This window comes from Listeria innocua (assembly GCF_028596125.1).
GTDB lineage: Bacteria > Bacillota > Bacilli > Lactobacillales > Listeriaceae > Listeria > Listeria innocua.
This window is the reverse complement of sequence record NZ_CP117229.1, coordinates 378666-398844: the sequence shown is the minus strand read 5'-3', so window position 1 is coordinate 398844 and position 20179 is coordinate 378666. Positions and strand designations below refer to the sequence as shown.

Sequence of the window (20179 nt, the reverse complement as noted above, 5' to 3'; positions counted from 1 at the left end):
GTAGCAGATTCTTACAGATGTTATTAAAATTCTTGCCAGTTGTCCATATCATATTGATATTCATTGTCATAATCGTAGTTATAATCGTTCATCATATTATGCATTCCACCATCGTTTACTGCGAAAAACAGCAAGAAAATGCAGGCAATAATGACGATAAAGGTATTTACTACCGCTACACCAATCCCACTAATAAGTAGACCTAAGTTTTTTCTCATTACCTCGCCTTTTGTACGAACGATAAGATAAATAACTAGAATAATAATTACATTTATGAAAATCATTAATAGGCACCACAGAATCGCATTCATACCGCGTTGTTCTGCATCTTTATAAATCCAAATAGCTAATAGCACTTTTGCTGCGAGTCCTAGAAACATAGCAAAAATCAAAAATATTGGAAAGAAGACTGCTATTCCCATTTTATCCCCTCATTTTCTCTAAAATTTGTTTTGTATTCCTTTTTTGTAAGAGTTAAAATTCCTGCGATTAAAAATAGAATACCTTGTATTGAAAAAACTTGCAATCCTCCTAATATGATAAAACAAACAGCAATTGTTTTTACTTTAGAGCTGTTATTTTTAATTTTAAAAGCTCCAATAAATCCAAAAACAGCTGATGCTACTGTAAAAATCACAGCAATAATAGAAAAGAAAGTAAATATCCAAGACATAATCATTTCTTCAGAACCACCATAAGTCATTGGTGAACCCGATAAAACAATTGCGCTAAATCCAAAAACCAGTGCATATAATGCTGCTGCAAAAAAAGTGATGATACTAAAAGAAGCGCCTATTATAAGCAAAATAAATTCTGTTTGTCTATTCATTAAATCCTCCATCTGTATAATTATTCTCCTTACTAGTGTACCATGAAATCGCCTTTGACCAAATGGTAAAATCAAAAAGTTCACTAAAACTTCATCAAAAAAGCTACTTCCTTGATAAAAAGGAGGTAGCTTTTACTTTTTCTTTAAAATATCGTTCGCTAAACTAGTAAAATCCGTAAAACTTTTTAAAGCCGCAAGTTTTTCACCGTACTCTTCGCGAACTAATTCCACAAGTAATTCATAAATATTGATTGCTTCTTCATAATCATTTTTACTAATACATAATAAAAAGACAGCGTGAACAGATTGTTTTTGATCCCATTTAATCGGATTATCTAAAATTCTGATGACGATTTTCGTCTCTTTAGCCATTAAGCCTAGAGGATGCGGGATGGCGATTCCAGTTCCGAGCACCGTTGAACCGAGCCGTTCCCTTTCTATTACAGAATTCAAAAACTCGTCGCCAACAATATTTTTACTTTTTAGTGACTCAACCATCTCTTCCAAAATCGCTGTCTTATTAGTAAGCGTACTTCTCGCAAAAAATGCAGCGTCAAAAAAGGAAGATAAGAAGCCTCGATTAGGGTCTGTCTGCTCCTCGATAATCGCTCCAAGCATTTTTAATTCTTCGTTCGTCGGGATATTGCTAATTTTAATAACTGGTTTATTTTTTTCTGGAATTCTGACGGTGGAAAGAATAATATCTTCTTCAATATGAATAAAACGATTATATTCTTGAATGGAAACAACTTTAGTAATGTCTAAATTACTTACGGCTGATTTTACTTTCGCTTCGACAATTCGTGCAGTTCCAAATCCCGAACCACACACAATGAGCGCTGATTTATGGCGATAATAGGATATTTGATAGTTTCGTTCCAATGATGCCCCGATATGAAGCGCCAAATAAGCTAATTCATTTTGATTAATATCGTATGGATAATCTTTTTTTAGTGATTCTACTGCATCTAGCGTGATTTCGTAAGCCAGTGGGTAGTATCGTTTAATATGCTCGGTCATTGGATTTTTTACAGTCATATGATATTTCACGCGATATAGCATGGAATGAATGTGTGCGATCAAATCTTTTTTTAACTGTAAATCATCTTGCAAACGATAAAAATATTGCGATTCAATCCGATTTAACATCCCTTCAATATAGGCATAATCATCGAATTCGCTAATTTCTTTATCTTCCACATTCAAAATCCGTTTACTAGCAATTTGGAGAAGTAAATAGTTTTTGTCCCCTTCTGAGATTTCAATTTCAAAAAGAGAAGCTAGAATGCCAGCTAAATTATTTGCGATTGTGATTTCTTCTTCGCTAACATCTGTTAATTCAAATTGTTCTAAAGAATGCCCTAGTTCAATTCGCTCTACTAAAATCATCATATGTAAGAGCAAATTTTGAAGTGCTTCATCTGTAAAACGAATGTTGTTTGCAAAAAAATAATCCGTCACGGCTGACATTAACTTTTGCAACTTTTCTTTTTGTTTATGCCACTCAAAAAATGTTTCTAAGTAGGACTCTGGGGCTTTTTTCGAGGCAATCAGAGCCGTTAGTGTGTAGCGCATTTTTTCTTCTTCTCCAACAATTTTCACGCCACTTCCTGGTTTTGAGACGAGCGTTAAATCATAAGATGCGATAACTGTTCGGACTTGTTTCATGTCATTAGAGATCGTCGCACGACTAGCAAAAAGGGTGTCTGCCAAATCTTCTAATTTAATATAATCAGCGCTAGAAAGTAGTAAGAATATCTCGTATTTCACGCGTTCTTCCGGGTTATCCAAGTCAAAATAATCCGCATTTTTTGGTTTATTTTTGTCGGCCTGAAATGCTTCAAAGGCAGTGGGATCAAGGATTTCTATTTTATATCCCGCGCCCCTAGTTAAGGTAATGGTTGCTCCGTTTGTTTCGAGGAATTCGGTTAATTTGGCTATGTCCGTCCGGATTGTTCGTTCTGAAATATGTAAATCTTGGCTGAGTTTCTGAGCTGACAGGTGGCTACCCGCATCAAGGAGCATGCCATATAGTGTTTCTAAACGTTTATAAGCGAAATATCCCATCATAAGCAGCTCCTTTTTGAGGTAGTTAAACTTTACTTTTCAAATAAATATGTTTGCACTTTAGCGTGTGTTAAGGTTGTTTTTGTTTCAGCTTCATTGCTTTCATCCAAGTGACGTTCTTTGCCTTGGAAAATTTCTGGGATGGCAATTTCTTTTTGTAAATAAGGGTTGAAAAAGCGGGTAATGAAGGCATCACTATCCTCGGCTTTTTTCACTGCACTAATAATCGCCCCATCTATCACTGGGAGTCCCAAGCTATACGTGCTGTCTAATGTTTTTTCTTCGTCGCGATATACGTAAATCAACCGACCATTAAGAAAATCAGACATTTGGTAAACTGGTGGATTTGATAAGTATTCTTTTGTTTTTTTCGCAATGTTTGCTTCGTCAAAAGAACTTTCAAATAAGGTTAGCGCAAATGTGGCGTTTATTTCGCCGAGTAATTGAGCATCAGGTGTTTCAACGATTGATTCACCGGAAGCACGACCAGGACGGTACAGTAAATCCGTTTTACCCATATGACTAAATGTGCGGAATAATGTTAGCGAAATCGTATCATAATTTTCACCAATGATTTCATATTCGCGCACGCCTTCTGTCATTACGGCAACACCGTGCGATTCATCATGTAAACTTACGAAGCTTTGCATTGCTTCAATCGAAATGGGTGCTTCTTGCCATTCTTCCGCTTCCCATACGTCCATTTCTGGCAGTCGTACAGGACGGTTGATTGGGGCGAATAATTGGTCAGCTGTGGAAAATTTGCTAGCTATTTCAGTTGCGAAAGTGACGCATAAACGATGGCTCAGTACTTGGTTGATAACTTGCACATCAAAGCGAATAAGCTCTTCGCTTTTTCGTAAAGAAATTAACGTTTTGATTGTCATTTCTTTTGTTTTTTCACCATTTGCACGTTCTTCTAGATTATACGGTACATTTAACTTGAAGGAAATAGTTAAAGTTTGGTTAATGCCCGATACACTTGCCTCTACGCTATCTATTATCGCTTCTTTAGATGAAATTAATAGATCTTTACGCGGCGGTGAATAATTGTAGGAATCTCCGTCATCACCATTTTCCACAAAAATCATTTGGTCTGTGTAGGTTCTTCCGGATTTCTTATCATAGATTGTTAATGAATTATTATCTGCTAACTGAATTTTGTAAAACTCATTTTCGATTTTTGTTTCAGCAGATTGTTTTGGTTGTTGTTCAGCTACTTCTTTTTCTAAATTAAAGTAGATTGTGTCATATCCAAGCGCTGGAATGCTGTTCACATCGACTAGCATCGTTGCTAAAAAGACTTTTTCTGGTAAATAAACTGGTTTGCTTGGGTTCAGATAAATATGTTGATTTAAGACATATTCCGTTAAGTCCTTTTTCTCTAGAATGGTGTATTCAAGCGTGTTTCCTCGCGTATCTTCTATGGTGAAATTGTCTTCTGGGATATACGCGGTCATTTTAATCACGCCGCTTTTTTCGTATGGCAGTGGGTTGAAAACGGTAAATTGGAATGGTTGTTTTTGTGCGATTTTTTCGCTAATTAGACGCATGTTTAAATCGAGTAAATTGGTTGCTAAATCCGAAGCCAATTTATAGCGATGTTTGACGTCGCGGTTAGTCGTGTCACTGTTACAGCCACCAATGCTATCGTGCGCAGCATTTTCAAACATCAATTTCCAAATTTCCGCGAGCTCATTGTGTGGATAGCGATTTCCAAGTGAGTAGCTTATCGACAGAACCGGCTCTAGCACATTGCTTAAAAAGTTTTCGATTTCATTATTTGCTTGTTTTAAATCTGCCCGAGTGGAGAAAATCGATTTGTGCAGACGGCTATGTTTACCTTCTGTTAATTCCCCAGCAATGACCGGTAAATCAGTTACATCTTTTTCCAAATCAGCAAAAAATGTTTCTGGAGAAGCGATTTGGTATTCACGCGAATGATCTAATTCATTAAATTTCGCAACCAATTCTGGCAAGTTTTTTCTGACTGGCGCTTGGTCTAAGCCGTTCGGGAAGTATACGTTTGGCGTGGATGCTTTTTCTTCTAAAGCGCCAATTTGCTCATCCAAATACGTTTTTAGTTCCGCTTCATTTTCCGGAATGTTCGCTCCGTAGTAGTAGCCGAATGGGATTTGTTCTGCTAGCATTTCTGTTCCATCATCACCGCGCCAGATAAATTCGGTTTGTTTCAAGCGATTATCGGCAACCCCGCGCCAAAATAGAAACTTTGAAATCCCAAATTCTTTATAAATTTGCGGCATATTCCCGCCTTGTCCGAATGCATCGGGGACATAGCCGACAGCCATACTATGTCCCATTTCGCGAGCGATTCTCGTTCCATACAGCAAGTTTCTAACGATTGATTCTTGTGAAATGACTAATTGGTCCGTTTGTGTATACCAAGGCCCTGTAATAAGCCGTTTTTCAGCAATAAGTTTTTCTAATCTAGTTTTATCTTCGGGGCAATAGCGTAAATAATCTTCTATTAAAGAACTTTGGGCATCCATTAAGTAAAAATGGTAATCGTCTTTCGCTTCTAAAGTTTCAATCACTTCTTTTAAATGCTTCACTAAATAGATTGTCGAACGGCTTGAAGTGAAATACCATTCTCTATCCCAGTGCGAATGCGGAATTACATGTACTTTCGTTTTAGCCATTTTAATTAAATCCTCCAACTATTATTTAATCTCTATTTCATCAAAACTAATATCAATATCATCTACAGCGTCATCTGCTGCAGCTGTTTCTTCTTCGGTGAAATTCACGAATAAGTTAGCGCAGATTCCGATGATAAATGCACCAACCAAGCCACCAACTAAGTAAGCCCAGCCGTTACCAATGGTGAAGAAACCATACATTCCACCAATCGGCGGCATTTTCACATAAGCGCCAAGTCCCATTGTTACTGCACTACCAATCGCACAGGCAATTACATTTAGCGGAATTAATTTACCAGGGCTACGTAGTGTAAATGGAATCGCACCTTCTGTAACGCCAATCAGTCCCATAATTAGTGCACCATTTCCAGCTTCTTTGAATGTAGTAGAATAATTCTTTTTGCGTAAAAGTGTAGCAATTCCGTAGCCAAGTGGCGGAATACAAATTGCGACATTAATCATGATCGAAGGTAGGTAAATGCCACTCATAAATAGCGCATTCCCAGCCATCCAAGCAGCTTTGTTTACCGGTCCACCAAGGTCAAAACCAATCATAGCTCCTAAAATAAGTGCGAGAATAATGACGTTTGTATCGTTTTTACACATTTCAGTTACCCAATCAAGTAACGTTTGGTTTAACCAACCAAGTGGTCCGCCGAGAATTAGCGACATCAGTATCCCCGTGGCACCAACTGTGATAAGTGGCAAAATAATTAGTGGTAAAGAACTTGCAGCAGGTCCAGTGATTCGAACATGTTTTTTCACCCAGTTTGTTAACCAACCTGCGAAGAAACCAGCAACAACGGCGCCTAAGAAACCAGCATTTGTACTAGTAGCAAGGACCCCGCCGACAAAACCAGCAGCAAGAGCAGGTTTCCCAGCGATAGAATAAGCAATATATCCCGCAAGTACTAAGTTAAGTAAGCCAATTGCCGCCCAACCTACATTTTGGAATAAGTAAACGTAATGATAAAATCCGCTTGCATCTGCGTAGGCATCTAGATTTGTAACGCCACCGATAATCCCAATCAATTTTGCAACAGCTACAACAAGTGACCCTGCGATAATGACTGGTAGCGCATACGATATACCCGACATTAAGTGGTCTTTTGCTTCGTTTAATTTCCCTTTCATGACTTAGTTAGCCTCCTTTTGTTTACGTGCTTCAATTGCTGCAACTACTTTACTTAACACCGCTTCCCCGTTCGCAACACATTGACCAATTTTCACACGAACGACTGGTTTTCCTTTGAAACGATCTTCCCCGTCGATAACTTTATCTGCTGCGATGATAACTACATCTGCTGCGCTCACTTCGGCTGGCGTAATTTCATCAATTGTGCCCATCGCTCCTTGTTGTTCAATTTTGACATCGTGTCCTAATTTTACTCCAGCTTTTTCTAGTGCTTTGGCTGCCATTGGTGTATGCGCAAGCCCTGCAATACATGACGTAACTCCTACAACTTTCATATCAATTCTCCTTCCAAATTATCTTTCAAGTAATCCATTAGCTCATGTTCCGTTTGAATCGTTAAAATTTGTTCTTGAAACGCTTCTTCTAGTAAATTCACAGCCACACTTGATAAAATTTTCAAATGTTGCTGACTTGCCTCGCTTGCTGGAACTAATATCGCAAAAATAGCTTGTGCTTTAAAGCCTTCTTTGGAATCCCAATCAATCGGTTCAACTAGGCGAATAAAAAGCAGTTTCGCCTCCGATATTGCCTCTGTTTTCGCATGTGGAATGGCGATTAATTGTTGTACTGCAGTCGCGTATTCTTTTTCGCGAGCCCATAAGTCGCGTTCTACCTGAGCTGAATTTGTTGTGATACCGATTTCTTCTGCCTTGTCTGCAATAAAAGCTAGCACTTCTTCTTTTGTGCTTAGATGCTGATTTAAAAATAATTGTTCTTCCGATACTATCATTTCGTCACCCCGTATTTTTTCAATGCCTTGCTTACAATTACATTCTAATGAAACCGATTACTTTTTTGAACATAAGGAATTTCCAGTTAAAGTGGAAAAAGATTAATTGAAACAGAAAAAAGCCATAAACAAAGCGTTTCCAGCTTCATTTATGGCTTTTCTAAAGGATTTATTTTTCGTTATTCAATGCTTTTTGGTATTTGGCAAATAGGGTTTCAAATGTGGCTTTGTTAAAATCGTACGTCTTTTTCTCCGCGCTTGCTTGTAGTTTTTTCAGGCAAATATGCCAACCGGAAACATCTCTTGGGCTGTGCTCTGTAATTGCGGTCAGTTGTTCTGTAAAAACTAACTTTGTTTTGTTTCCCGCGATTTCGTATAGTTCAAACGCTACTTCATCTTGATCCCACTGAAAGGCGATTTTTTTGTTAGGTTCAAATGCACGGATTGGCATGGTTATTTTTTCTTCAGGAGTCATGATGAAAAGAAGATGCCCATTTGCGCCAAGCTCGCCTATTTCAAGCTCATTAAACCACTTTGCTAGCCCTTCGTTGGTCGTTAATAAGGAAAATACATCTGCTACTTCCGCATTTACTTCTAATCCAAATTCAACGAGCGTCGTACCATCATCACGTTTCCTAATCGATTCGTACATCTAAACCCCTCCTACTAATTTGCTTTTATTTTCGCATAGTTTTATTATTCTCGCAAAAAGTAGGATTTTCTTTATTGTTCTACCACAACTCTTTCATAAAATTCTTCTAAGTCAGCGTAACTAAGTTCTCTCAGTCTTTGTCGTTCTACATTGGTTACTAGACTAACAATTTCTACTAAAACCCATGTATCATCGACTTGTTGTTCTTTCTCCATAAAAACGCCCCCTATAGTTAATCTGCTCGTAACGCATCTATCGGCATTTTTTTCGAAGCTTTCTGCGCTGGCACTACACCAAACACAATTCCAATAAACATCGAAAATCCAACTGCTAAAAGAATCGTCGTAGCAGAAACATGCATGTCAAAACTAGATGCGGCTGTAACTATTTGCGCGGAAAAAATTCCGAGTAAAATACCGATACCTCCGCCTAACAAACTAAGCACAATCGCTTCAATCAAAAATTGCCTCAAAATGTCCCCACTACTTGCACCAATTGCTTTTCTAATACCAATTTCTCGCGTTCGTTCTGAAACCGAGACGAGCATAATATTCATGATTCCAATCCCGCCAACGAGCAAAGAAATCCCAGCAATCGCCCCTAAACCAATGGTAAGCGTGCTAGTAATGCTGTCAAATGTATCAAGCGCCTGTTGTTGATTGACAACCGTATACGCCTCTTTATTATTTGGAAAAAGTTGGCTTAGTTGCTGTTTTGTCCGCTTCACAACGTCCGGTACTTGTTCTGTATTTTTAGTTTGAATATAGTATAAATCTACAGAATCCGTTTTAAAAAGTCGTTCTGCGGAAGTGACCGGAATAAAAAGTTTCTTGTCCGCTGACCCGAATAAGCTCTCGCCTTTTTCTTTTAAAACGCCAATAACTAAATATCTAGCGCCGGCAATTTGGATATGTTTTCCTACTGGATTTTGATTTTTAAAATACGTTTTAGCAATTTCTGAACCGATGACAGTCACTTTTTGAGCAAATCGAACATCTACATTAGAACAAAATCGACCTGATGTAAGTTCTAAGTTTTTTATAGTCGCATAATCTTCATTTACTCCAGTTACTTGGCTATTTGCTGTCTTTACATTCGTTCTTACTTCTTTGGTCTTCATTACTTCCGGCGAACCAATTTCTTCCTCATTCAAAAGGCCATTCGCTTCTTTATAGGTGAATTTCTCGTTTGGATTATCGGAATAAAAGCTAACAGATACCAGATTACTCCCCATATCTCCTAATTGGCTAGAAACATTTTTTGAAATCGCCTCGCCAATTGAAACAAGTAATATAACAGAAAAAACACCAATAATAATTCCAAGCATTGTTAAAAATGTTCGAAATTTGGCGGATAGTAGTTGTTTTAGAGCTAATTTAATGCTTTGAAAAATATTCATAATTTGTTCCATTCACAGAGTTTGCCGTCTTTAATTTCTATTATTCGCTCTGCTTGTTGGGCGATTTCTTGATCGTGTGTAATCATAATTAATGTATTTCCTTCTCGGTGAATTTCTTTAAGCAACGACATTACTTCTTCTCCGGTTTTAGAATCAAGCGCGCCTGTTGGTTCATCTGCTAGTATTATTTCCGGACTTCCTGCTATGGCTCGTGCTATCGCGATACGTTGCTGCTGACCTCCTGAAAGCTGGGCAGGTAGATGTTTCTTTTTATCTAATAATCCAACTCGTTCTAAACTTTTTAATACGACTCTTTTTCGAACAGCTTTACCTACACCTCGATATACAAGCGGCAATTCTACATTTTCAAAAGCAGTGAGTCGGGGCATTAAATTAAATTGCTGGAAAATAAAACCGATTTTCCGATTTCTAATTTTAGAAATCTTTCGGTCTGATACGCGCATTAAATTCCTTTTATTGAGATAGTACTCACCAACCGTCGCCTTATCAAGAATTCCAAGTATATTCATTAAGGTAGATTTTCCAGAACCAGATGGGCCGATAATGGCTAAAAATTCACCTTCACTGATTTGAAGCGATATGTCGTCTAATGCTTTTATTGTGTTTTCTCCCATTTGGTAGGATTTTGAGATGTTAAATAGTTGAATCATGTCGCACTCTCCTCCATTTAAGGAATAATCACAGGTTGTCCTTCTGTAAGTCCTTTTACTACTTGGATAGATTTTGTATTATGTTTTCCTGTTTCAATCCAGATTTTCTTTTTTTGCTTATTTTCATCAACAATATAAACATAATTTTTGTCTTGTTTATCTGTGTGAACTGCTTCTATCGGGATTGTCAGAATCATTTTTTCTAGTGCCACGAGCACGTCAGCACTTACTGACATATTTTCTTTTAAATTATCATCATTTTCCAAATCAATCGTAACTTTATACGATGTTACGGAGCCGTTTATGATGCCTTTTTCATCTATATCAGAAACTTTGCCTTTGTAAATCTTATTATCTACGGCTTCAACGTGGACATTTGCTGCTTGTTTTTCTTTTATTTGATTGATTTCTAGCTCGTCCACCATAATTTGTACTGCAAAATCTTTATAATCTGGCCATTCATTTACTGTTTTTATGATATGACCTTCTGCGGAAACATAGACGCTTAAGTCTGTTTTATTCGCTTCGACTGTTTTGTAATTAATTACTTGTGGTGTTTTTTTCTCATTTTCTTTTATAAAATAATAGCCTACTGATATAGCAACGATAATCAGCATGATAATCATCCAGCTTATTTTTTTCAATAGTTATAAACCTCTCTTTAAAAAGCAATTAAAATCATTGCGTTCATTATGTGTTGAAAACATTTTTTTAATTGTTCGTAATTCCATGATTTTAAAATTTCAATCATGTGCGCTAATTCTTCCGCAATTCGATCACTCGCAGAAACAATAATAAGTCTTACTTCTTTGGTTGCGTTGTCATTTATTTCATTCCATAAATCTTGAATTACTCTATTAAAGTAATCATTGTTCAACTTACCGATAAACGTGCTAATAAAATCTTCAAAAGCACCCCGCATTAACTCATATTCTCTATTTTTTTCATATTGAATTACTTTTTCTGCTATTTCTATGATGTCATCTACAACAATATAATCTTCCCGTAAAGCTAATTTTTCCGTGCTTTCATACACTAAAAGTTCGACCAATTTCATTCTTGAAAAAAACTCAGTAATTGTTACCTCTGTATTTTGAACGAAGGCACCACGATTATACTGATGAACTAAAAAACCAGAATGGCAAAGATTAATAATCGCCCTTCTAATTGGTGTTCTGCTCATGTTTAATTCTTGAGACAATTTCGCTTCTACTACTCTGTACCCGGTAGGATACTCCCCTGTTGTAATTTTGTTCTTAATGTACTCAAAAGCAACATTCTCCAATCGATCACTTTTAGCAATTTTTGGCATAAATGACTCCCCTCTCTGTGTAAAGCTCTTTAAAAATAGCCCTTGATTGCCATTTTATCATCTAGTTAATGAAAAGAGTATCTGATTTCAGATCTAGCATACTCTTTTCATCAATGATAAATTATCTATTTGCTTTTTTGCGATAAGAGCTGATGCCAATGGTAGTTAAGCCTAGTCCTGCTAAGACTACCCATATCATCGAGCTATCACCAGTTTTTGGAATTTTGTTCACATTTACTTTAGTCGTTGTTGGATCAACTGAAGCTCTTTCAAATTCTACAGGAGTTTTTGTTACTTCTGGATTGGATGGATCAGCTGGATTTGTCGGATCGCTTGGATTAACAATTAATTTTCCATCTTGAGTAACAGTCACTTTGATTGTAAGAGAGGCTGATAGATTACCGGAATCTGTAACTGTATAAGTTACTTGGTAAACGCCTTTTTCCGCATTGTTTACAGTGTCTTTTGTTACTTTAATTTTCGCTGTTAGATCGCCGTCTTCTTTATCCGTTGCCGTAACTCCTTTTAACGAATTAAATAGGTCACCAACTTTGATTGTTTGATCTTTTGCATCAATAACTGGAGCTGTGTTTGTTTTTGTTTCTACAGGAGTAACGGTTACTTTGATGCTTTTTGTCGTTGTGAGTTTGCTTGAGTTTGTCACACTATAGTCAACGTCATACTCGCCGCTTTTCGTCGTATCCACTGTGTTTTTAGTTACTTTGACGCTTTTTGTAAGGTCGCCATCTTTTTTATCTGTTGCAGTTACTTCCTTTAATGCATCAAAAGTTTCGTTTTGTTCGATTGTTTTATCTTCTGCATTAATAACTGGAGCTTCTGGTTGTTCTGCGGGCGTTTCATTTGTTACTGATACGTTTTTCCAGATTATTGTTGCATCTGGAGTCGTTGGGATGACAGATCCTGCTCCTAAATAAGTACCAATATCTGCTTTTGTATCTTCTTTTACTGTAAATTCAAATGTATGTGTAAATACTTTATTTCCGTCATTTGCTACATCGACTACGTTATTTTGTGTAGTAGTCACATTGTTACTATCAAGTTCTACGCCAGACGAATTTGGTATAAATAGTCCTGCTTTTGCTGATTGACCTGTAACAGTATCAGTCGCTTGCATGTCAACATTTGCTTCATAAGCTACTGTATATTTATAACTTTTACCTTTTTCAAGTTGCACATCTTCATATCCAACAAAGTAAAAACCATTTCGTACATCTTTATATGTCAAATTGCTCTCGGAAGTACTAGCCGCATCTGCAACCATACTCGGAATAAAGTTAAAGACAACCATTGATAGAAGTGCAACTGTTGTGATTAACGCGATTATTTTTTTCATGGATTAAAAATCCTCCTCATTTACATCTTTAATTACAAAATAGGGTTAAGTCAGCCTTAACCCTATATTTCAACTTATTCTAATGAGCAATCAACCAAAGATTCCTTTGATTAAGTTGTTTAGTAATCCTGTGATTTCTGGGAAATTGAATGCTCCTGAAAGGTTAGTTAATAATTGTAAAAAGAAATTCATTTTTTAGTGGCCTCCTCTGCTGTTTTATTTTTGTGAAAATCAACCAAAGATTGCTTTCATTAAGTTGTTTAATAATCCTGTGATTTCCGGGAAGTTAAGCGCTCCTGAGAAATTACCTAATAATTGTAGAAAGAAATTCAACTTTAGTTACCTCCTCTCTTGTTTTATTTTTTTGAAATCAACCAAAAATAACTTTAATTAAGTTGTTTAGGATTTCTGTTACGTCTGGGAAATTTAAAGCGCCAGAAAAGTTGCCTAATAATTGTAGAAAGAAATTCAATGTTTTCACCTCGCAGTATTATGTAGTTGGAACTGTTATCCAATGTTAATTATAGCTGATAAAAACGCCATTTATAGCGCTTTCAAACCTTAAAAACATTGAGTGCTATATGGTATCCTAAGCTAATTTTCACTGTTGCTCAGAATCACTTATTTGGGGACAATTATCACAATAATGTTTATTTTTAGTTGTCAAGCGAGTCGCTTTTGACACATTTTCGCTACATTTTATTATTCATACGAGCCAAAGTTTAGTTGCGCTATAAATTTCATGAATGGCTTTACAAGTTTAGTTCAAAAACAGACTTTTTTTCACAAAAAATACAATCCCAAACTCAAAAAACCTTAGAATAAGTCCTAAGGTTGTTTTAAATCTAATTTGACTGTTGCTACACTCCTCAAAAGCTGGACAAAGCCACATAACGTGAGATAATAGAAAAAAAGATTTTGTTAGGAGCGAAAATTAGTATGAAAAAAATCGGTTTTATAGGCGCGGGAAATATGGGTGCAGCAATGATTCGTGGTTTAGCAAAAGCTAACTTGGGGAAAGAAGAAGACATTCTTGTGTGTGGTAGAGATATGGAAAAATTAAAACCACTTAAAACGGAATTTAACGGAATTCAATTAACAACGGATATCGCTCAACTTGCAGAACAAGCAGATATTATCATTTTATCCGTTAAGCCTTATACTATTCCTGAGATTTTAACAGCAGTAAAAGATAAGATAATACCTGAAAAAATCGTTATTTCTGTAGCAGCAGGGGTTACAATTAAAGACTTAGAAGAATTAACGTCAACAGAAACTAAAATTGTTCGCGTTATGCCAAATACCCCGGCGCTTGTCGGCGAAGCAATGTCATCCATTTCGCCTAATAGCAATGTAACTGCGGAAGAAACAGCGCATATTTCTACTATTTTTTCTAGTTTTGGAAAAGCCGAAGTTGTTGCTGAGAACTTGATGGATGCCGTAGTGGGCGTCAGTGGTTCGTCCCCAGCATATGTGTATATGTTTATCGAGGCGCTTGCTGATGGAGCTGTTTTGAAGGGTATGCCGCGAGATAAAGCTTATAAATTCGCAGCTCAAGCCGTTCTTGGTGCCGCAAAAATGGTATTAGAAACTGGCGAACATCCTGGAAAACTAAAAGACATGGTCACCTCTCCTGGTGGAACAACAATCGAAGCAGTCAAGTCACTGGAAGATACAGGTTTCCGTTCCTCTGTCATTAGTGCCGTTCAAGCCGCTGCTAACAAAAACAGTTCCATGTAGACTTTATAGATATTTGACGAAAAAGTATTTTTCCTCACCTTTTAATGGAAAATCTGTGATACGGCCAAGCTCTATGAAACCACATTTTTTATAAAATTCCGGAGCTTGATAACTGAATGTCGTTAGAGAGATATGGTGGCAATGATGTTCTCTACCATATCTTTCTACTTGTTCTATTAATGCTGTCCCTACCCCTGTTCCTTGCATTTTTTGATCTACTGAAAGCAGTGACACATAGAGTTCACCGTAACTCATTTTAGCTGTTACGCCACCGACTATTTCTCCTTCGTGATTTATCGCCGCAAATCCAATAAAAACAGGTTCACTTTTAGGTATCGAGTATCCCATTCTTTCTTTATGATTCATCAGACCTTCGATTACTTTCGGTTCCAACTCTTCTAAAGGCATTTCTTTTATACTAAACTCCACTTATGATTCCTCCTTATTAATTACACAAAAAAGCATCACCGGAAAGTGACGCTTTGTAAAATTATTTTAAATTTGCTACACGACCGTATCCAGCAATATATTTTTTCCAGTAGCCAGATTTGATAGTGTCGTATTTCACGCCGTTATTTTGGGCGTTAAGCATTTTTCCATTTCCTACATAAATCCCAACATGGGCAATCCCTTTGCCGTAATTAAAGAAAATTAAATCGCCGTTTTTTAGTTCGCTTGCTTTAATTTTTTTGGCGGAAGCATATTGCTGTTTAGCTGTACGAGGAATAGATTTTTTTATTCCTTTTGAATATACATATTGCGTATATCCAGAGCAATCAAAGCAGCTTGGGCCAGTTGCGCCGATTTTATAGCGCTTGCCAAGGTGTTTTCTCGCTTCATTATTTAATGCGGTAAAACTTTGTGTTGTTGCAACAGGTGCTTTGTATGTAGTTAAACATTTACCTGAAACATATCCTACTTTACCGTTGTATGTTGTTTTGTACCAGTTATTTTTTGTTTTGGCTGTAAAAGTAACCGTAGTACCCTTTTTGTAAAAACCGATGACTTTGCCGCTTGTATTGTCTGCTGTGCGAACATTTACATCAGCTGTTGTCGTCATCTTGTAAGTAGTTGCTGCTGATGCGCTATTTGTTGGTAAAAATAGTACTGAAAAAGAAATCATTAAAGCTATTAACGCAAAAAAAATCTTTCTTCTCGCTGCTATTATTTTCAATCCACGCACCCCTTTTTTATATACCCACAGCATATCAGGTGAATGTTACAGTTGTAATACAGCTATTTTAAAACTTAACTTTATTATGTAACAGTTTGGACACAGCAAAAAAATAAGCCCAAGAAACGAGTTCTTGAGCTTATTTCTATAGATGGTTTTTTCGTAAAGAGACTGGTTTATCAAGGATTTCTTTGGTAATTATTGCTTCCTGTAATCTACCCCGTAATTTTCGAGCTTTTTTAGGGCGATGCGTGGAAGTTTTCATTATCTTTTTCCCTTTGGCCACGTCGGATTCCCGGCGGATTTCTCTTAACATTTTCTCTTGTGCGGCTTTTTGTTCCGCGATAACTTTGTCTTGTTCTTTATTTTGTGTAAAAGTTCCTTGTGATACTTTTCGTTTTTGTGGTTTTTTAGTGGTTTGGTTATGATGTTGCGGTTTGTAGTTCGCACGCGACATTTGGCTTAGCTTGGATGGTTCTTTTTTTTCGCTGTCAGCTGCCTTGCCCGATTTACTAAGGAGATTTACAATAACGCCAATCACCCCAAGGATAACTAAAACACCTTCCCAGCCACTATTTAGAAAATCATTTAAATCCAATGAAAACACCTTCTTTCTTGCAAAAGATCAAGGTTTATTTTTCGTCTTCGTGTGCAATCGATTCGCGCATTGCTGTATCTGATTGTACATTTTCCATTTTGTAGTAATCCATTACGCCTAAGTTGCCTTCTTCTAAAGCGCGAGAAAGAGCACGTGGTACTTCTGCTTCTGCGGCTACTACGGCAGCTCTGTTTTCTTGTTCTAGGGCAATCGCTTCAGCTTTACGTTTCGATGCAGCTGCTTGAGCAACTTCCATGTCCGCGTTGGCTTTTTCGATGTCTAGTTTTGCTTTAATGTTGTCACCGATACGCATCTCAGCAATATCAATAGATAAAATTGTGTATGCAGTTCCGTCTCCAAGTCCTTGTTCTTGGACTTTTTTCGAAATGCTGTTTGGATTTTCAAGTACGTCTGTATGTTCTCTCGTTTCACCGACTGTAGATACTACAGCTTCACCGACACGCGCGATAACTGTATCTTCACCCGCACCACCGACGATACGTTCAATATTAGATTGTACGGTAATTTGTGTAATAACTTTTACTTCTACCCCATTTTGCGCCACACCAGTAAATTCAGGTGTACGGATAACTTTTGGTGTTACAGAAGTTTGTACTGCTTCAAGTACGTCACGTCCAGCAAGGTCAATGGCTGCTGCACGGCTAAAATCTAATTCAATATTTGCGCGGTGTGCGGCGATTAACGCATCAACTGTGTTATCCACGTCCCCACCTGCTAAATAGTGACTTTCAAGTTGGTTTACTTCTAAATCAAGTCCTGCTTTTACTGCTTTAATTAACGGTTTTACAACGCGAGAAGGTACAACCCGACGTAATCTCATCCCGATTAATGTTCCTAGTCCTACTGGTACACGTGCGGATAATGCACTAATCCATAACCCCACTGGTACTAAAGTAAAAAAGACGATTAAAAAGATGATAATCAATACTGCGATAATAATTGGTCCAATCATTGTCATTTTTCTCCCTCCTGTATATCTTCATTAACTAGTACGTATCCGAAATCGATACCTACTGCAATTATTGGTTTTCCAACTTCCAAATAACCTGTTTTCAAGCGAGCTTCATAGACTTCTCCGTCTATTCTGACACTGCCAATCGGTTTAAGTGTCGTTTGTGCTACACCTTTTTTGCCCACTACTTTGTCTCGTAGCGCTTTCATTCTTTCTATTTCTTTGTCCTCTAAAACCCCCCGATGCACGAGTCCCCATGATTCTCCATAAACAAAGTCATCTTCTGTAAAATTATGCTTCAAACCAGTCACCTTCTTTAGGAACTTTTTTAAGTTTTAACTATCTCCTGTAATAACCATAACATGAAAGAAACTTTATGTAAAAAACTTTTAGCAATTATTCTGTAAATTTTTTCACTTTTAAAGAAAAATTTATAATAGGAAGAAAAAACGACAAAATGTTGCTATTATTTACTATTTAAATCCCAATCAATTGGCGTTCTATTATTCTCTTTTAAGAACTCATTAGTTTTTGAAAATGGTCTACTTCCGAAAAAGCCACGACTTGCGGCAAGGGGTGATGGATGTACTCCTTTAATCAGTAAATGTTTTGGATTAGTGATACCACTTGCAGCTTTTATAGCGTGATTTCCCCATAAAATAAAGACGAGCGGCTTATCGTAATTATTTAATTCTTCTAAAACGTGATTGGTAAATGTCGCCCAACCTAATTTTTTGTGGCTTCCGGCTTTCCCTTCCTCCACACTCCAGCTTGTGTTCATTAGTAAAACTCCCTGTTCCGCCCATTTAGCAAGATAACCGTGATTAGCTGGATCAATATCCAAGTCGCTTTTTAGTTCCTTGTAAATATTTCGAAGGCTTGGCGGGATTCGAACGTCTTTTTGCACAGAAAAACTTAAGCCATGTGCCTGACCTGGGCCATGATAAGGGTCTTGACCAAGGATGACAACTTTGACTTTATCATAAGGGCATAAGCGGAAACACGAAAACATATCTTCCTCTGATGGATAAACATTTCCTTCTTCTCTCGCTTCACTCACAGCTTTCATCAATTCTATAAAATAAGGCTGTTTGGCTTCTTGCTCTAAAAATTCATCCCAAGTTTTCACCATTTTGCTCTCTCCCGTCCTAGTAATTTGTTCCTCCATTATACTTTTCTCGACAAGCCACTGTCAAAAGTAAATAAGAATAGCTTTCCGCGTGGTATAATTTTAAAAAAAGAGCATTTAATGGGGTGAAATAATGACTGAAAGAAAAGTTTCTTGGCTAGAATTATTTTTTGATTTAATATTTGTTACCGCGGTTGCTTCCACGACCCATCTTTTACTTAGTGTTGATAATCATCCCGATAAAACAGCTGTTTATTTTGGCGAATATTTACTGATGGTAACGCCGATGTTTTGGGCATGGGTGGGGCAGACGATGTTTTTCAACCGTTTTGGTGAAAAGATAAAATTACCTGAACTTTATATGTTGCCGCAAATGTTTTTCTTGATTTTGATGACGGCGAGCTTTGATTTAACTTTTTCAAATACGTACTATACTTTTTTAATTGGTTATTTAGGCATTCGATTTATTACGGTTATTCAGTATTTTGTTATTAGTAGACAGCTAAGTGGAAACGCGCGCAAGGTGGCGATTATACTAGGAAGTGTGTTTCTGCTTGGGGTTTTCACGACAGCTACTTCGGTTTTCTTTGATGGCTTTATTCGTTATTTAGTAATGTATCTAGGTATCGCAGTTGATATTATTTTACCGTTATTCTTAGCAAAAACATTACGGAAAGTTCCCGTTGATTTCCCGCATTTGGCAGAGCGATTTGGTTTGTTCGTCATTATTACATTTGGTGAGAGCATCGTCGCGATTACTACCATTTTGGTGGGGCATACGCTTGATTTATACACTATCAGCTATACTTTTCTCGGCTTTTTAATTATCAGCACACTCTTCGTCTCTTACTTTCATAGCTTTGAAAAAATAATCGATCATCATAAAGAAACATATGGGCAGTACTTAATTTATGGACATTTCTTTATTATTATTTCCATTATGCTACTTGCGGCGAATTTGCATTTATTGTTTGAGGATCATTTAGAAAAAAACGTATTACTTTTGATGTTGTTTGGCTCTGTAGCACTATTTTTCATCTCAAAACAATTCGTTTTTATAACCCACAAAAAGGTGGAAGTGAGCTTTTCTTTTTGGAAAGATGCGCTTTTATTATTGCTTCTCGTTGGGTTGTTTTTCCTTAATCTTTATACAAATTTACCGTTATTTGTTAGTTTTGTAAGCATTTGGATTTGTGCATTGATTGATCTTGGGTTGCAGTTTCGGACTTCGCGACCTGCACGGATATAAAATAAAAAAAGGTGGGCATTTCGCTCACCTTTCTTCGTTCACATCTCGATGTCTTGTATAATCCGTAAAAATAAACAGGCCCATTAAGAAGCTTATTAAACATACGATTGGACGGAAATAGAATCCAGAATAACTAGGGGTGAAAATCAGTCCAAAAACAAGTCCAAATAGCCATAAAATTAGTGCCATAAATATTAGAAAATCATTTCGATAAGCACAAATAATGAGGATTCCTGCTAAAATCATCGCAAGTGACATTAGATAGCCCGATGACGCCGCAAGATCTTCCGGTATCATAAACAAGTTATTTTTTTTGCTGTCAGGACTTAGTAGTTCAGCAAGAGCACCAATAAAGCCTGCTTGGATTGACATAATTCCACAAAAAATACGCATTTTACACCACTCTTTTTAAAATACATTTTAGCTTATTTATTATGTCATAAAAAA

23 protein-coding genes are annotated in these 20179 nt (G+C 36.9%); 2 read left to right on the top strand and 21 right to left on the bottom strand.

Annotated elements, in window-relative coordinates; translation table 11 throughout:
- Positions 1 to 23 precede the first annotated feature (23 nt).
- The 14 genes from PQQ29_RS02510 to PQQ29_RS02445 all read right to left on the bottom strand — a co-directional run bounded on the left by PQQ29_RS02510 (position 24) and on the right by PQQ29_RS02445 (position 12869).
- Positions 24 to 422, bottom strand: coding sequence for a hypothetical protein (locus PQQ29_RS02510; protein WP_003760388.1), 399 nt, complete (start codon positions 420 to 422; stop codon positions 24 to 26).
- Positions 413 to 829: a DUF4064 domain-containing protein gene (locus PQQ29_RS02505; protein ID WP_010990403.1), complete on the bottom strand. Its 417-nt coding sequence runs from the start codon at positions 827 to 829 to the stop codon at positions 413 to 415. The genes PQQ29_RS02510 and PQQ29_RS02505 overlap by 10 nt, the downstream gene beginning before the upstream one ends.
- A gap of 132 nt (positions 830 to 961) precedes the next feature.
- On the bottom strand, positions 962 to 2896 hold the full coding sequence (locus PQQ29_RS02500; RefSeq protein WP_187984143.1) for a BglG family transcription antiterminator: 1935 nt from the start codon (positions 2894 to 2896) through the stop codon (positions 962 to 964).
- A gap of 32 nt (positions 2897 to 2928) precedes the next feature.
- Positions 2929 to 5556, bottom strand: coding sequence for a mannosylglycerate hydrolase (gene mngB / locus PQQ29_RS02495; RefSeq protein WP_187983989.1), 2628 nt, complete (start codon positions 5554 to 5556; stop codon positions 2929 to 2931).
- A 21-nt stretch (positions 5557 to 5577) separates the two neighbouring features.
- Positions 5578 to 6690 carry a PTS fructose transporter subunit IIC gene (locus PQQ29_RS02490; RefSeq protein WP_003723113.1) on the bottom strand — a complete coding sequence of 371 codons (1113 nt, stop codon included), beginning with the start codon at positions 6688 to 6690 and terminating at the stop codon, positions 5578 to 5580.
- Positions 6691 to 6693: 3 nt separating this feature from the next.
- Positions 6694 to 7026: a PTS fructose transporter subunit IIB gene (locus tag PQQ29_RS02485; protein ID WP_003729043.1), complete on the bottom strand. Its 333-nt coding sequence runs from the start codon at positions 7024 to 7026 to the stop codon at positions 6694 to 6696.
- Positions 7023 to 7481, bottom strand: a complete 459-nt coding sequence (locus PQQ29_RS02480) for a PTS sugar transporter subunit IIA (protein WP_003770368.1) — start codon at positions 7479 to 7481, stop codon at positions 7023 to 7025. Before PQQ29_RS02480 ends, PQQ29_RS02485 begins: the two co-directional genes overlap by 4 nt.
- Positions 7482 to 7650: 169 nt before the next feature.
- On the bottom strand, positions 7651 to 8133 hold the full coding sequence (locus PQQ29_RS02475) for an SRPBCC family protein (protein WP_187983988.1): 483 nt from the start codon (positions 8131 to 8133) through the stop codon (positions 7651 to 7653).
- A gap of 71 nt (positions 8134 to 8204) precedes the next feature.
- Complete coding sequence (locus tag PQQ29_RS02470; RefSeq protein WP_003760374.1) at positions 8205 to 8348, bottom strand: BH0509 family protein; 144 nt, start codon at positions 8346 to 8348, stop codon at positions 8205 to 8207.
- Between the two features lie 17 nt (positions 8349 to 8365).
- Positions 8366 to 9532, bottom strand: coding sequence for an ABC transporter permease (locus PQQ29_RS02465; RefSeq protein ID WP_187983987.1), 1167 nt, complete (start codon positions 9530 to 9532; stop codon positions 8366 to 8368).
- On the bottom strand, positions 9529 to 10203 hold the full coding sequence (locus tag PQQ29_RS02460) for an ABC transporter ATP-binding protein (RefSeq protein ID WP_033533442.1): 675 nt from the start codon (positions 10201 to 10203) through the stop codon (positions 9529 to 9531). Before PQQ29_RS02460 ends, PQQ29_RS02465 begins: the two co-directional genes overlap by 4 nt.
- Positions 10204 to 10220: 17 nt before the next feature.
- On the bottom strand, positions 10221 to 10820 hold the full coding sequence (locus PQQ29_RS02455) for an efflux RND transporter periplasmic adaptor subunit (RefSeq protein ID WP_187984142.1): 600 nt from the start codon (positions 10818 to 10820) through the stop codon (positions 10221 to 10223).
- Between the two features lie 44 nt (positions 10821 to 10864).
- Positions 10865 to 11515 carry a GntR family transcriptional regulator gene (locus PQQ29_RS02450; protein ID WP_003760365.1) on the bottom strand — a complete coding sequence of 217 codons (651 nt, stop codon included), beginning with the start codon at positions 11513 to 11515 and terminating at the stop codon, positions 10865 to 10867.
- 121 nt (positions 11516 to 11636) lie between these two features.
- The gene (locus PQQ29_RS02445) at positions 11637 to 12869 is read right to left on the bottom strand and encodes an LPXTG cell wall anchor domain-containing protein (protein WP_187983986.1); all 1233 of its coding nucleotides are present in this window, start codon (positions 12867 to 12869) and stop codon (positions 11637 to 11639) included.
- 939 nt (positions 12870 to 13808) lie between these two features.
- Here PQQ29_RS02445 and proC point away from each other — a divergent pair.
- Complete coding sequence (gene proC / locus PQQ29_RS02440) at positions 13809 to 14609, top strand: pyrroline-5-carboxylate reductase (protein ID WP_187983985.1); 801 nt, start codon at positions 13809 to 13811, stop codon at positions 14607 to 14609.
- Between the two features lie 3 nt (positions 14610 to 14612).
- Here proC and PQQ29_RS02435 read toward each other — a convergent pair whose 3' ends face one another.
- The 6 genes from PQQ29_RS02435 to PQQ29_RS02410 form a co-directional block, all read right to left on the bottom strand.
- Entirely contained in the window at positions 14613 to 15038 is a 426-nt protein-coding gene (locus PQQ29_RS02435; RefSeq protein WP_187983984.1) for a GNAT family N-acetyltransferase, read from the bottom strand.
- A gap of 61 nt (positions 15039 to 15099) precedes the next feature.
- Entirely contained in the window at positions 15100 to 15783 is a 684-nt protein-coding gene (locus PQQ29_RS02430) for an NlpC/P60 family protein (protein WP_033533446.1), read from the bottom strand.
- 145 nt (positions 15784 to 15928) lie between these two features.
- Entirely contained in the window at positions 15929 to 16381 is a 453-nt protein-coding gene (locus tag PQQ29_RS02425) for a hypothetical protein (RefSeq protein ID WP_045554322.1), read from the bottom strand.
- Between the two features lie 34 nt (positions 16382 to 16415).
- The gene (gene floA / locus PQQ29_RS02420; protein WP_003723104.1) at positions 16416 to 17360 is read right to left on the bottom strand and encodes a flotillin-like protein FloA; all 945 of its coding nucleotides are present in this window, start codon (positions 17358 to 17360) and stop codon (positions 16416 to 16418) included.
- Positions 17357 to 17656, bottom strand: a complete 300-nt coding sequence (locus tag PQQ29_RS02415) for an NfeD family protein (RefSeq protein ID WP_003738085.1) — start codon at positions 17654 to 17656, stop codon at positions 17357 to 17359. Before PQQ29_RS02415 ends, floA begins: the two co-directional genes overlap by 4 nt.
- 164 nt (positions 17657 to 17820) lie before the next feature.
- On the bottom strand, positions 17821 to 18486 hold the full coding sequence (locus tag PQQ29_RS02410; RefSeq protein ID WP_187983983.1) for a uracil-DNA glycosylase: 666 nt from the start codon (positions 18484 to 18486) through the stop codon (positions 17821 to 17823).
- A gap of 130 nt (positions 18487 to 18616) precedes the next feature.
- Between PQQ29_RS02410 and PQQ29_RS02405 the strand changes: the two genes are divergently transcribed.
- The gene (locus PQQ29_RS02405) at positions 18617 to 19732 is read left to right on the top strand and encodes a low temperature requirement protein A (protein WP_187983982.1); all 1116 of its coding nucleotides are present in this window, start codon (positions 18617 to 18619) and stop codon (positions 19730 to 19732) included.
- Between the two features lie 24 nt (positions 19733 to 19756).
- On the opposite strand, the gene PQQ29_RS02400 is transcribed toward PQQ29_RS02405, so the two are convergent.
- Positions 19757 to 20125, bottom strand: a complete 369-nt coding sequence (locus PQQ29_RS02400) for a hypothetical protein (protein WP_003760353.1) — start codon at positions 20123 to 20125, stop codon at positions 19757 to 19759.
- Positions 20126 to 20179: the final 54 nt, after the last annotated feature.

What these genes read in the sequence shown, in the direction of transcription:
- PQQ29_RS02505 (WP_010990403.1), bottom strand. Translation starts at nt 829, where the DNA reads ATGAATAGACAAACAGAATTTATTTTGCTTATAATAGGCGCTTCTTTT.
- PQQ29_RS02400 (WP_003760353.1), bottom strand. Translation starts at nt 20,125, where the DNA reads ATGCGTATTTTTTGTGGAATTATGTCAATCCAAGCAGGCTTTATTGGT.
- mngB (WP_187983989.1), bottom strand. Translation starts at nt 5,556, where the DNA reads ATGGCTAAAACGAAAGTACATGTAATTCCGCATTCGCACTGGGATAGA.
- PQQ29_RS02475 (WP_187983988.1), bottom strand. Translation starts at nt 8,133, where the DNA reads ATGTACGAATCGATTAGGAAACGTGATGATGGTACGACGCTCGTTGAA.
- PQQ29_RS02405 (WP_187983982.1), top strand. Translation starts at nt 18,617, where the DNA reads ATGACTGAAAGAAAAGTTTCTTGGCTAGAATTATTTTTTGATTTAATA.
- PQQ29_RS02450 (WP_003760365.1), bottom strand. Translation starts at nt 11,515, where the DNA reads ATGCCAAAAATTGCTAAAAGTGATCGATTGGAGAATGTTGCTTTTGAG.
- PQQ29_RS02480 (WP_003770368.1), bottom strand. Translation starts at nt 7,481, where the DNA reads ATGATAGTATCGGAAGAACAATTATTTTTAAATCAGCATCTAAGCACA.
- PQQ29_RS02490 (WP_003723113.1), bottom strand. Translation starts at nt 6,690, where the DNA reads ATGAAAGGGAAATTAAACGAAGCAAAAGACCACTTAATGTCGGGTATA.
- PQQ29_RS02485 (WP_003729043.1), bottom strand. Translation starts at nt 7,026, where the DNA reads ATGAAAGTTGTAGGAGTTACGTCATGTATTGCAGGGCTTGCGCATACA.
- PQQ29_RS02410 (WP_187983983.1), bottom strand. Translation starts at nt 18,486, where the DNA reads ATGGTGAAAACTTGGGATGAATTTTTAGAGCAAGAAGCCAAACAGCCT.
- PQQ29_RS02445 (WP_187983986.1), bottom strand. Translation starts at nt 12,869, where the DNA reads ATGAAAAAAATAATCGCGTTAATCACAACAGTTGCACTTCTATCAATG.
- PQQ29_RS02510 (WP_003760388.1), bottom strand. Translation starts at nt 422, where the DNA reads ATGGGAATAGCAGTCTTCTTTCCAATATTTTTGATTTTTGCTATGTTT.
- PQQ29_RS02460 (WP_033533442.1), bottom strand. Translation starts at nt 10,203, where the DNA reads ATGATTCAACTATTTAACATCTCAAAATCCTACCAAATGGGAGAAAAC.
- PQQ29_RS02500 (WP_187984143.1), bottom strand. Translation starts at nt 2,896, where the DNA reads ATGGGATATTTCGCTTATAAACGTTTAGAAACACTATATGGCATGCTC.
- PQQ29_RS02465 (WP_187983987.1), bottom strand. Translation starts at nt 9,532, where the DNA reads ATGAATATTTTTCAAAGCATTAAATTAGCTCTAAAACAACTACTATCC.
- PQQ29_RS02470 (WP_003760374.1), bottom strand. Translation starts at nt 8,348, where the DNA reads ATGGAGAAAGAACAACAAGTCGATGATACATGGGTTTTAGTAGAAATT.
- floA (WP_003723104.1), bottom strand. Translation starts at nt 17,360, where the DNA reads ATGACAATGATTGGACCAATTATTATCGCAGTATTGATTATCATCTTT.
- proC (WP_187983985.1), top strand. Translation starts at nt 13,809, where the DNA reads ATGAAAAAAATCGGTTTTATAGGCGCGGGAAATATGGGTGCAGCAATG.
- PQQ29_RS02455 (WP_187984142.1), bottom strand. Translation starts at nt 10,820, where the DNA reads ATGCTGATTATCGTTGCTATATCAGTAGGCTATTATTTTATAAAAGAA.